Annotated in this window: 10 protein-coding genes; all 10 read left to right on the forward strand. The window is 47.1% G+C overall.

Annotated features, from left to right (window positions below; translation table 11 throughout):
- Window positions 1–54: 54 nt before the first annotated feature.
- The 10 genes from BW931_RS02020 to BW931_RS02065 all read left to right on the forward strand — a co-directional run bounded on the left by BW931_RS02020 (window position 55) and on the right by BW931_RS02065 (window position 11,981).
- Window positions 55–990, forward strand: a complete 936-nt coding sequence (locus tag BW931_RS02020) for a pyridoxal-phosphate dependent enzyme (RefSeq protein WP_076569544.1) — start codon at window positions 55–57, stop codon at window positions 988–990.
- Between the two features lie 29 nt (window positions 991–1,019).
- Window positions 1,020–2,678 (forward strand): PucR family transcriptional regulator, encoded by a 1,659-nt coding sequence (locus BW931_RS02025; protein WP_234972555.1) that lies wholly within the window; start codon window positions 1,020–1,022, stop codon window positions 2,676–2,678.
- A gap of 219 nt (window positions 2,679–2,897) precedes the next feature.
- Window positions 2,898–4,106, forward strand: coding sequence for a M24 family metallopeptidase (locus BW931_RS02030; protein WP_008589588.1), 1,209 nt, complete (start codon window positions 2,898–2,900; stop codon window positions 4,104–4,106).
- 23 nt (window positions 4,107–4,129) lie between these two features.
- Complete coding sequence (locus tag BW931_RS02035; RefSeq protein WP_084193827.1) at window positions 4,130–5,068, forward strand: cyclodeaminase; 939 nt, start codon at window positions 4,130–4,132, stop codon at window positions 5,066–5,068.
- Between the two features lie 5 nt (window positions 5,069–5,073).
- A complete protein-coding gene (locus BW931_RS02040) occupies window positions 5,074–6,273 on the forward strand; it encodes a cystathionine gamma-synthase family protein (protein WP_093105052.1) in 1,200 nt (399 codons plus the stop codon).
- A gap of 11 nt (window positions 6,274–6,284) precedes the next feature.
- The gene (locus tag BW931_RS02045) at window positions 6,285–7,442 is read left to right on the forward strand and encodes a M20 metallopeptidase family protein (RefSeq protein WP_008589593.1); all 1,158 of its coding nucleotides are present in this window, start codon (window positions 6,285–6,287) and stop codon (window positions 7,440–7,442) included.
- A 1-nt stretch (window position 7,443) separates the two neighbouring features.
- Complete coding sequence (locus BW931_RS02050; RefSeq protein ID WP_076569552.1) at window positions 7,444–8,496, forward strand: homoserine dehydrogenase; 1,053 nt, start codon at window positions 7,444–7,446, stop codon at window positions 8,494–8,496.
- A gap of 12 nt (window positions 8,497–8,508) precedes the next feature.
- The gene (locus tag BW931_RS02055) at window positions 8,509–9,957 is read left to right on the forward strand and encodes an aldehyde dehydrogenase family protein (RefSeq protein WP_076569554.1); all 1,449 of its coding nucleotides are present in this window, start codon (window positions 8,509–8,511) and stop codon (window positions 9,955–9,957) included.
- 179 nt (window positions 9,958–10,136) lie between these two features.
- Window positions 10,137–10,562 (forward strand): YwpF-like family protein, encoded by a 426-nt coding sequence (locus BW931_RS02060; protein WP_076569557.1) that lies wholly within the window; start codon window positions 10,137–10,139, stop codon window positions 10,560–10,562.
- Between the two features lie 66 nt (window positions 10,563–10,628).
- Complete coding sequence (locus tag BW931_RS02065; protein WP_076569560.1) at window positions 10,629–11,981, forward strand: TrkH family potassium uptake protein; 1,353 nt, start codon at window positions 10,629–10,631, stop codon at window positions 11,979–11,981.
- Window positions 11,982–12,139: the final 158 nt, after the last annotated feature.

Genomic DNA, 12,139 nt, shown 5'->3' on the forward strand with positions numbered 1-12,139 from the left:
TTTTTTCATGTATACTATAATTACTTATCAGAAAAATCCGAAAGGAGGAGTGTTATGCAGCTGCAGCAGTTTTACAGGGCGAAACAGCGGATCGACTCCCTGATAGAAAAAACCCGCTGTATATATTCGGACGCTCTGTCAAAAAAGACGGGAGCGAACGTATATCTCAAACTGGAGACGGAACAGCCTACGGGGGCATTTAAACTGAGAGGAGCTGCCAATAAAATAAAAGGGCTCACTGAGTTGGAGAAGGCAAAAGGGGTGGCCGCGTTTTCAACAGGCAACCACGGCATTGCTGTCGCCTATGTGGCACGGGAGGAAGGCATACCTGCGACTATATGTATCTCTGAAAGAGTCCCCGATGTAAAGAAGAAACGTCTGGAGGAGCTTGGCGCCCGGGTCGTCGTTACCGGCACAAGTCAGGACGAAGCTGAGAGATACTGTTATTCCCTTCCGGATGTGACAGTAGTCCCCCCGTTTGATGATGAAGCAGTAATTGCAGGGCAGGGGACGATCGGACTTGAAATAATAGAGCAGTGCCCTTCTGTGGATCACGTGTTAGTTCCTCTTTCCGGAGGAGGACTGATGTCGGGGGTGGGCACGTGCCTCAAAAAGATCAACGGAGCCATCAAGGTTACCGGTGTCTCCGTGGAAGGAGGTGCCGTCATGCATGAAAGTATCGAAAGGGGAGGTCCGGTTACACTTCCCGAAAAGGATACGCTTGCTGACAGCCTTCTCGGCGGGCTCGGGAAGGAGAATACGTTAACTTATGAAATGACGAAACAGGTGATGGATGAAAGCGTACTTGTCGGGGAGAGACAGATTGGAAATGGGATCAAATTCATGCTGGACAGACATAAAATGCTGGTAGAAGGTGCGGCTGCTTCCGGGGTCGGATGGATACTGGAAGAGCGGCTGCCAAAGGGAGAGAATGTAGTCATTTTAATAACTGGGAATAATATCGGGGCGGAAATACTGAAACAACTGTAGAGGCCGGGTGATACGTAATGGGGCTGCTTATGAGCGATATAATGGAATTGCCTGTAATGGAAAAATCGACACTTCTCACTCCCTCTTCTTTACTTCACAGACAGATGGTGGAGTGGATCAGTGTTATCGAAACGCCGGTGGAGGACTTCGTCAAACAGAAGGAGTTCGTGCTTTCGACCGGAATGGGATGCAGCAATGACCCGAAGTGTCTGGAACAGTATACGAGAGACGTTATCGATTCAGGAGCGTCTGCTATCGGTTTTGCTACGGGACGGTATATTTTCACTATTCCCGATACAATTGTAGAAGAATGCAAGAGGAATGGGGTCGTGCTTCTGGAAGTTCCCTGGGAGGTCAGGTTCGGAGATATTATGCAGGAAGTTCTGCAGGCAATTTCTGAAGAAAAAAGAGAAGAACAGCGATTTGTGGAACATATCCGTCAGGAAATGGTGGATTGTGTGCTGAACGGAGAAGGTTTGAAGGAAATTTCGTCACTGGTATACGAACACACTTCCATCCCCGTCGCTATAAGTGATAAAGATCGCAACGTACGTGCCAATCATTATTTTGACAGGAAAATGATAGACATTTTGAATCAAAATGAGGCAGGGGCGTACCGTTCCGTACCTTTTACTCAAACTTCTTATCTTGAACATCACTACCCGATAGAGAAGTATGAATTCGACAGTGGAGAATGTTATCAGTTAACTATTCTATCCAACCATAAAAAGCAGGGATATCTCCTTTTCAAAGAAGGGAAAGGGGCGTTCAGTGCCTCGGATCTCACTATACTTGAGCATGCCGTTACTGCCAGTGCTCTTTTCTTTGTGAAGGAGAACGCCATCGAAATGACGGAAATCAGGTTGAGAGATAATTTTCTGCTCGATCTTGCACGGGAGAATAAAGAAATCAGTGACGGTTTAATGGAAAAAGGGCATCTGCTCGGATATAATCTTGAGAAACCTTACGTTTGTATTGCAGGGGACATACAGTTCTCCAAGGAAATTCAGACGCACGTAACCTCCATCGACAGTAACGTGGCTTCTTCCTCCATGCACAGCAGAAACTATTACGTCCAGTCGGAGATCCAGCATGCGGCCGACCAGATAAAAAGGGAACGGATGACCGCTTTTGAAGATGGTCGGGTAATTATATTTCTGGAGGCTGATAAAGAATCTTATATGGAGACGACCCATCAGTTTCTTGATCTCGTAGAGAGGCGGCTGCATGAATTACTTGCAGGTATTACCGTTTCGTGGGGAATTTCTTTTCATGGGGACGGGATAAAAGCCTTTTACGAAAGCTATCAGGAAGCTGTTACGGCACTCAGATTCGGGTACAGGCGTGAAGAAGCGGGATTTCGTACTTTTTTTGCTGATACGAAGGTTAACCGTTTATTGCTTTCCATTTCAAAAAACGAAGAAGTGGTCGACCTCGTCACGTATACTTTAAAAGACCTTATAGAGTACGATGAAAAGAGACAGGCGGACCTCCTGCACACCTTCATGGTATACAACAAGTACAATTCAAACGTAAGTCAGACTGCCCGGGCCATGAATCTTCACCGTCAGTCGCTGCTTCACAGACTGAGAAATATTGAACGTCTGACCGGCCTATCCCTGCTCGAAGCAGACGATTTCTTTTTGCTGGAATTAAGTGTGAGGATGTGGATGTTAATCAAAGAATAAGCAGAATATACGGAAGGCTTTGGAATTCATTCTGAAGTCTTCCGTTTTTTTGTGCTCCATATAAAGAAAGGGAAGGAATGCTACACGCAAAAGTATGACACATTTGTACGAAAGAAATAAATGAATATTCATACAATTAGAACATTATATTCGAACCTTTTATAACGTAAAATAAGATATAGAAAGTTGCAAAGATCAAAGGTAAAGGAGGGGATAACCATGGTGCTTCCGTTCGACATTACGGAATATCAGAATAGGCTGGATAAAACGAAGAAGCGTATGGAGGAGAACGGGTTGGAAGTCTTGTGTATAACGAACCCGTCAAACATGAATTATTTAACGGGGTATGATGCATGGTCATTTTATGTTCACCAGATGCTGATTGTAATCATAGACGAGCCTCAGCCCCTGTGGATTGGGCGTACGATGGACGCCAACGGAGCTAAGGCGACTACATGGATATACAATGACAATGTCATCGCCTATCCTGATTACTACGTTCATTCAGATGTATATCACCCGATGGATTTCATCGGAGAAATTTTAAGAGAAATCGGACAGGGAAACAGACGGACCGGAGTGGAATTGGAACAGTTCTATTTTACGGCAAAGTCTTTTCAACGACTGCAGGCTGCCCTTCCTGATGCTGTTTTCTCCGATGCGTCGAACCTTGTAGGTTATGTAAGGCTCATTAAGTCCGAACAGGAAATCGAGTATATGAGAAGAGCCGGAATTATCGTAGACGAAGCGATGCGTAAAACTATTGACTATATCCAGCCCGGTGTCAGGGAGAATGATGCAGTTGCGAAGTTATATTATCACCTGATAAGCGGCACCCCCGAATATGGGGGCGACTACCCGGCGATTGTTCCGATGATGCCGACGGGGGACCATACCTCCATGCCCCACCTTACTTGGTCCGACCAGCCATTTCAGGAAAACTCTCCGGTAGTTATCGAGACGGCAGGCTGCTACAAACGTTACCACGTTCCGATGGCCAGAACCATCTCTCTCGGTGAGCCGGGAGAAAGGCTCAATTACGTCGCCTCCGTTGTGGAAGAGGGGATAAGGAACACCCTGGAGGTGATAAGGCCGGGAGCCAGATGCAGTGATCTGGAGGCCGCATGGCGCAACTCTATTAAGCAGTACGGTTTTGAAAAAGAAGCAAGGCTCGGGTATTCGACAGGTTTATCCTACCCGCCGGACTGGGGCGAGCATACGGTAAGTATAAGAAAGGACGACCATACGGTGCTCGAACCGAACATGACGTTTCACATTATTCCGGCTTTGTGGTTCGAAAATGACGGAATAGAAATTTCCACGACGTTCCGTGTTACAGAAACAGGGTATGAACTCTTCACGACTCATCCGCTGGAGCTGATCAGAAAAGAGAGTTTCGGCTTCAATACTGATTCAATAAGCTCGTAAAGGGGGGGACTGCTATTGAAGTAATTGACCGCAGCACACTGGAAGAAAAGCTTTTACTGACCGAAGAACTGGTATCTGTGATCGAAGAAGCTTTCACCGCACTGGCGAGCAGACAGGTGATTATGCCTGAAATTATGCGAATAGATATCTCTGAGTTTAATGGTGAGGTTGATATTAAATCGGCTTATATCCCGGGGTATGAAAGCTTTTGCGTGAAGCTATCCACCGGATTCTTTGATAACCCGAAAAAAGGATTGCCGACTTCGAATGGAATGATGATTCTGATAGACAGTGAGACTGGGGAAATCCGTAAAATTTTTGCAGATCAGGGTCTCTTAACTGATTTAAGGACCGCCGCAGCCGGAGCTGTAGCCGCAAAACATGTAAGCAGGGAAAATAGTGCATCTGCCGGAATTATCGGGACCGGCTCTCAAGCGAGATATCAATTGGAAGCGCTTACCATCGTTCGTTCATTAAAAAATGTTCGGGTGTGGGGGCGATCACTGGAGAAGGCTGAGAAATTCAAGGAGGAAATGGAAGAGAAACTTGGACTCCCTGTTACTGTCACGGCGACTGCTGAAGAAGTTGTGAGAAAAAGCGATATAGTCGTCACCACGACTCCTGCCAGTGAACCAATTGTGCAGGCAGAGTGGCTGCACCCGGGTCTTCATATAACAGCCATGGGCTCGGACGCCGAGCATAAACAGGAACTTTCTGAAGAAGTTTTGGCGACAGCGGACGTCGTTACATGTGATTCCCTGCTGCAGTCCAGAAGGCTCGGGGAACTTCGTGCCTGTAACGACAACAATATAATAGAGAATACGATCGAACTGGGCGAGATTACCGGCAAAGGGGTCGTCGCCAGAAGAAATGAAGAACAGATAACAGTGACCGACCTTTCTGGCACGGGAGCCCAGGATACGGCCATCGCAAGATACGCTAATCAAATTATAGGAGGATGATGATCATGACACAAGGTAAATTCAGTACAAGATCCATTTGGGCAGGAGAGAAAGATCAGCTGGCTTTTGGCGCGACGCAGGTACCCGTGGTTCATAGCGTTTCCTTCGGTTATGAGGATATGGATGAGTGGTATGAAGTAGCCACAGGCAAGAAGAAAGGTCACATTTACGGAAGAAATACGAACCCGACCGTGGAAGCATTCGAAGATAAGATCAAAAATCTCGAAGGAGGAGAGGCTGCCACCAGTTTTTCCACCGGGATGGCTGCTATCAGTAACACGCTGAGCACCTTCCTCACTCCGGGGGACAGAATTGTTTCCATTAAGGACACTTATGGCGGGACGAATAAGATTTTCACCGAGTTTCTTCCGAAAATGAACGTGGATGTGGAATTATGCGAAACAGCCAATCATGAGGTACTCGAAGCCGAAGTGGAGAAAGGATGTAAAATCCTGTATCTTGAGACACCTACGAACCCCACGGTGAAGATCACCGATATCGAACGCATGGCCAAAGTGGGGAAAGCCAACGGGGCTATCGTAATCGTCGACAATACGTTCGCCACCCCTGTAAATCAGAACCCGCTGGATCTTGGTGTCGATCTGGTTATCCACAGTGCCACCAAATTTCTGGGGGGGCACGCAGATGCTCTTGGCGGCGCGCTTGTGGGCTCCAGGGAACTGGTGGAACAGGTGTATCATTATAGAGAAATCAACGGGGCCACACTGGATCCTATGTCGGCCTACCTGTTGCTCAGAGGAATGAAGACGTTGAAACTGCGCATAGACCAGCAGAATAAAAACGCTCACGACATCGCCGAATATCTGAAGACATTTGATATTGTGGAAGACGTATTTTATCCGGGACTTGAGGAGCATGTGAACTATGATATCGCTAAAAAACAGATGCATGGTTTCGGAGGTATGCTCAGTTTCTCCGTAAAAGGAGGAGTAGAGACGGTGCGTGAATTCATTCCGGCTTTACAATTTGCCAATAAGGCCGCGAACCTGGGAGCCGTAGAAACGATCGTAGGACCTTCACGTACAACTTCCCATGTGGAATGTACACCGGAAGAAAGGGCAGCAATGGGCATACCGGAAGGACTGATCCGTTACTCTGCCGGGATTGAAGATATAGAAGATCTGAAAGCTGATCTGAAGCAGGCTTTCGAAAAAGTCGAGCAGAAGGTTTCTCCGAAAAGCTAGGAGGAATGGAGATGTATGGACCGGAAACTTTATCTGACCACATGGTGGAATGGCGGCGCCATTTGCATCAGCATCCGGAGCTCAGTTTCGAGGAAAAAGAGACAAGTGCGTATATAGCGGAAAAATTAAAAAAGCTTGAATGCTTCGAAGTTCACGAACAGGTAGGAGGCTACGGTATTGTGGCCGTCATTTCGAACGGAGAAGGGCCGGTTGTCGGTGTGCGTGCAGATATGGACGCACTCCCCATCACTGAACAGTCCTCCGCCGGATATGCGTCAGTGAATGAAGGGGTGATGCACGCCTGCGGTCATGATGCTCACTGTGCCATCCTTCTCGGCGTAGCTCACTGGGTGAAGGAACACAGAGAAACGATCACAGGGACGATCAAGCTTATCTTTCAGCCAGCCGAAGAGACGGCGGATGAAGAAGGGGAGACGGGTGCCGAGAAAATGATCCGCTCCCCGCTTCTTGAAGATATAGATGCTATATACGCTCTGCATATGTGCCCGTGGTTGCGCACGGGAGAAATTCAGGTGAACGACGGACCGAGCATGGCTAACAATGATGAATTTCATATCACGATTTTCGGTGAAGGAGCACATGCCGGCTATCCTCATCAGGGCGCGGATCCAATATGGATGACCACACAGTTTCTGCAGACAGTCTATAGCATGACGGGGCGGAGAATGCATCCGCTGGAAATAGGCACGATTAGTGTAGGACAAATTCATGCCGGGACCGCGAGTAATATTATCCCTGACCGAGTGGATATTTACGGAACGATGAGGTCATACACGGACCAGGTCCGGTATCAGCTGGAAAAAGAATTGCTCGAAAAGATTAATATGATCCATTCACTCGGAGGCCAGTACCAGTGGAAGATCCAGAAAGGGGAGCCGGCTCTCATTAATGACGAAGATCTTAATGAAGTAGTAAGAAAGGCAGCGGCGAACTTTGAAATATACAACGAGCCCTTCGGCATGGGAAGTGAAGATTTCAGCCACATGGTCAACCGCTTGAAAGGCACGATGTTTTTCCTCGGTTGCGGGTTGGAAAAGGAAAGGATGCTTCACCAACCGGACTTCGATATAGATGAGCAGGCCCTTCAGAAAGGCCTTGATATTATGGTAGGAATCTTACAATCCTACTGGAAGAACCAGGAGGGATAGAATGACGAATATTGCAATGATCGGTTTCGGCGGCGTAGGTCAGGCCCTCGTCGAAATACTTGAAGAGAAAGCGGAGAACTTGCATGAGCGATATGGACTTGAAACGAAAATCGTAGCCGTATCGGATCTGATAAAAGGCTCCGTATATCAGGAAAAAGGTCTCGACGTGCAGCAGCTGCTCGAGTGTATAAGAAAAGACGGCTCTGTCGAAAATTATCCGGAACAGCCGGGGGTCATAAAGGGCCTCTCCAGTATCGAAACGATAGAAACGACAAATGCGGATGTAATTGTGGAAGTGACGTTTACGGATGTCAATACAGGAGAACCGGCGATCACCCATTGCAGGAAAGCGTTTGCCGGTAAAAAAAGCGTAATTACTACGAACAAAGGTCCGGTAGCCCTCGCATACAATGAACTGAAAGAGATGGCCAGAGATCACGGGGTGTTTTTCGGGTTCGAAGGCACGGTCATGAGTGGTACACCGGCCCTCCGGATGCCTGAAGAAACTCTGGCCGGGAATGACATTAACAGAATCAGCGGTATACTGAACGGCACCACCAATTATATTCTGACGGAAATGGAAAAAGGAAAAACTTATGATGAATCCCTCGAACAGGCGAAAGCCAACGGTTACGCCGAAGCCGACCCGACCAATGATGTGGAAGGTTATGATGCAAGGTATAAAGTATCGATCTTATCGAACTATCTGATGAACCAGCCACTCGATTATAAGGATATCGAATGCAAAGGTATAACGGAAATGAGAATGGAAGATGTGGAAAACGCCATGGCTAACGGGGAAAAATGGCGACTCATCGGAAAAGTGGAAAGAAACGGAGACGGCTCGGTCACCGGAAGTGTAGCTCCTGAGAAAATAAAAGAGGATCACCCCCTCGCCGGGGTAAGCGGGGCGACTAATGCCATACTGTATGAGTGTGACCTTCTGGGTCCGGTGTTATTGACGGGAGCAGGGGCCGGAAGAAAAGAAACGGGTTTTTCGCTGCTCATAGACCTGATTCATTATCATAAGGAACGAAAGCCTGAAAAGCTGTAGAGGAGGGAAGGTATGAAGACAACAAGAACCGAGGAAGTGAAAATGCTGTTAGCAGGAGAATGGGTGCAACGGGGAGAAACCATCAGCGTAATAAATCCTCAGAATAACGAGTGTATTGCGACGGTGCCGAGAGCATCGAAAGAAGATATGAAGTATGCTATTGAGTCTGCCCATGAGAAATTCAATTCCCTCGAATCGTGGCCTGTCCATGAAAGGATCCGTATATTGAAATACGTAAGCCGGTATGTATCGGATAATGCCGAATCATTTGCCAGAACGATTGCCTCAGAAAGCAGCAAAACGATAAATGAAGCGAGAGGAGAGGTTGCGCGATCCGCTCAGACGCTCGAAATTGCCGCAGAAGAGACTAGACGGATCCAGGGGGAAACAATAAACTTCGACCAGGTGGAAGGAAACGAAAATAAAGTCGGTTATTACTATCACTTCCCGGTAGGAGTAGTAGGTGCTATCACCCCCTTCAATGATCCTCTGAATCTGGTCGCCCACAAACTGGGTCCCGCCATTGCCGGTGGTAACGCAGTCGTTCTAAAACCGGCTTCTGAGACCCCTTTGAGCGCTCTTAAACTGGCCGAAGCTTTTACGGAAGCCGGTCTGCCGGAGGGAATGTTGTCGGTAGTGACCGGTCCAGGAAGGGAAATTGGTGAAGAGCTGGTGAATCACCCGTATGTTAAGGCGCTGTCGTTCACAGGTGGTACGGATGCCGGGAAAAAAATCACCGAGAAGACCGGTACCAGACACGTCAACATGGAACTGGGTTCAAATTCTCCGGTCATCGTCCTGAATGACGCTGATTTAAAAGATGCCGTCGCAGCCTGTACAGATGGAGGGTTCAGTGCAGCCGGGCAAAATTGTATCAGTGTGCAGCGAGTCTATGTGGAACAGGACTCCTACCCGCTTTTCCTTGAGGAATTTATTAAAGAAACGAAAAAACTGAAGATGGGGGATAAGTTCACCGAGGACACAGATGTCGGTCCCCTGATTTCAGAAAAAGAAGCAAAACGTGTAGAGCAATGGATTCATGAAGCAAAAGCAGGGGGAGCAAGGGTTGAAACAGGGGGCGTAAGAAACGGAGCTTATGTGGAACCGGCCATACTCACTAACGTTCCTCCGGATTCTACAATCGCCAAAGAGGAAATCTTTGGACCCGTGGTACTGGTGGAGCCGGTACAGAATCTTAAAGAAGCTGTCGATAAATCTAATGATGTTGAATACGGCCTCCAGGCAGGGATTTTTACGAGAGACGTAAATCGTGCGTTCTATGCGGTGCAGAACCTTCAGGTCGGTGGAGTTATGGTCAATGACAGTAGTGATTTCAGAATCGATGCCATGCCTTTTGGCGGGACGAAAGACTCGGGTATAGGCAGAGAAGGAGTGAAATTCGCTATAGACACCCTCACAGAAAAGAAAGTTGTAAGTTTTAAACTGAGCAGCCCTTTCTGAATTTAGTTACACAACCGCCCGGACCGAGGGCGGTTTTTTTGTAACTTCAAGGGAAAAGATCTGCTCGAGAAGCGCAGGGAAAAATACTGCGTCCGTTACTAAGGATCTCCAGCGGCTTTCGCTTTTGGGTGACCTATTCTATAATGTACACAGATGCAGGGAAGGGGGAGAAGAGAAATATGAAGACATTCAAGCTTGTATCGCTTGATGTAATCGAAGAACAGGAGGAGGACATAACCCTCCGGTCCATAGAACTGAAAGACGGACTTATCATTAATAGAGAAGATGATCATGGACGCTGGCTCATAGAGGCATTTCTCGATAAAGACCATGAAAATTATTTTCGTGCTTTCGTAGAAAATAATGAAAAAGTGATGATTCAGGTGATTATCACAAAAAAAAGCAATTCTCCTGCCACATTCCTGGTTTATCCGCTCGAAGTCAACGATTTTGAAGAAGCGATAAACGTACTTTTTATGGGGACGATAGTGGATAAAAAACAGGAGCAGGTGGAGAAACTGCTTCAGGTAATACTCGAAGAAGGATACCAGGGGGAGAAGCTGCTCGAGGAGTTTAAACGTCGGACATCTTCCACATCCCGATAACGTCTATACAACGCTTTTGATTTTCTATATAATGAAGGGAATTGATGTGAGTAAGGAGTTAAACGGATGGCTATAGCTAAGAGGAAATTCGACTGGGTACGGACACTTTCACCTTTTCAATTGATCGCACTATTTTATTTATTTGCAGTTACGGTAGCTACTCTGCTTCTGTCATTACCTATTGCTTATGCGCCGGGAGTGGATATAGCGTTCATTGATACGCTGTTCATCGCAGTGAGTGCCGTCAGCGTGACCGGTCTTGCGACTGTGTCGATACCGGAGACCTTCAGTACAGTAGGTTACTTCATGATCGCATTGATGTTGCAGCTCGGCGGGATAGGTATAATGACTTTTGGTACGATTATTTGGATACTGCTTCGTAAAAAAATCGGTCTGCGGGAGCGGCGACTCATAATGACGGACCAGAACCAGTCGGACTTCTCCGGTATCGTCCGTCTCGTTCTTCAGATCGTTTTCATCGTTCTTTTAATCGAGTTTATAGGTTTCCTGATTCTCGGTACATATTACCTCCAGTACTTTGAACCCGGAGAAGCGTATTTGCAGGGATTTTTCGGTGCAGTAAGTGCAATGACCAATGGCGGTTTTGATATAACAGGAGCCTCGCTTATCCCTTTTCGGGACGATTATTTCGTTCAATTTATTAATATGATGCTGGTTATTGCAGGGGCAATCGGTTTTCCGGTACTGATTGAACTGAAGCAGTATCTGTTCGAAAGCGGGGAGCGGACCAGGTTCTCCCTGTTCACGAAACTGACGTCGATCACTTTTTTTGCTCTTATTTTACTGGGAGCCGTAATGATAGTAGTACTTGAATTCAATCATTTCTTGAGCGGGCGGGCCTGGCACGAAATTCTGTTTTATGCACTGTTCCAGTCGGTAACCAGCAGAAGTGGCGGACTCACCACGATGGATATAAGCCAATTTACGGAACAGACGCATCTGTTCATGTCCTCCCTCATGTTCGTCGGAGCTTCTCCGAGCAGTTTCGGCGGCGGGATCCGGACGACCACCTTTGCTCTTGTCGTCATTTACATTTTAACGTTCGCAAGAGGGAAACAGAGTATACGTATCTTCAGAAGAGAAGTGTATACGGAGGATTTGAACCGGGCTGTGGTCGTCACTATTATGGCCGTCCTTACCGTATTCATCTCTGTGCTCGTAATCTCCGTGGTAGAGCCATTCTCTCTCTCCGAGATATTGTTTGAAGTATGTTCTGCGTTCGGAACAGTGGGGCTGTCGCTCGGAATTACTCCGGAATTGACTTCCTTTACGAAATTATTACTGATGGGATTAATGTTCATTGGAAGGATAGGGATACTGACATTCCTGTTTTCCTTTAATGAAAAAAGGAAGAAAGGGAATTATCATTATCCGAAAGAGAGAGTTATTATCGGATAAGGGCTGTTACTGATTTTAAAACAGCCTGTATCATCCCAGCCAGAAATGAAAAAGCGGGAGACCGGACAATTCGGTTTCCCGCTTTTTTGTGGTAAGTGACGAACGGGAGAAGATGATGCCTGCAATAGAAAGGTTCTGTGCGTGAGATTCAGAGCTGT

Origin of the sequence: Salimicrobium salexigens, from assembly GCF_900156705.1 — a bacterium.
In the GTDB taxonomy this organism is placed as follows: Bacteria; Bacillota; Bacilli; order Bacillales; family Halobacillaceae; genus Salimicrobium; species Salimicrobium album.

Coding starts and splice junctions, on each gene's coding strand:
- BW931_RS02025 (WP_234972555.1), top strand. CDS start 1,020: ATGAGCGATATAATGGAATTGCCTGTAATGGAAAAATCGACACTTCTC.
- BW931_RS02050 (WP_076569552.1), top strand. CDS start 7,444: ATGACGAATATTGCAATGATCGGTTTCGGCGGCGTAGGTCAGGCCCTC.
- BW931_RS02040 (WP_093105052.1), top strand. CDS start 5,074: ATGACACAAGGTAAATTCAGTACAAGATCCATTTGGGCAGGAGAGAAA.
- BW931_RS02065 (WP_076569560.1), top strand. CDS start 10,629: ATGGCTATAGCTAAGAGGAAATTCGACTGGGTACGGACACTTTCACCT.
- BW931_RS02020 (WP_076569544.1), top strand. CDS start 55: ATGCAGCTGCAGCAGTTTTACAGGGCGAAACAGCGGATCGACTCCCTG.
- BW931_RS02030 (WP_008589588.1), top strand. CDS start 2,898: ATGGTGCTTCCGTTCGACATTACGGAATATCAGAATAGGCTGGATAAA.
- BW931_RS02055 (WP_076569554.1), top strand. CDS start 8,509: ATGAAGACAACAAGAACCGAGGAAGTGAAAATGCTGTTAGCAGGAGAA.
- BW931_RS02060 (WP_076569557.1), top strand. CDS start 10,137: ATGAAGACATTCAAGCTTGTATCGCTTGATGTAATCGAAGAACAGGAG.
- BW931_RS02045 (WP_008589593.1), top strand. CDS start 6,285: ATGTATGGACCGGAAACTTTATCTGACCACATGGTGGAATGGCGGCGC.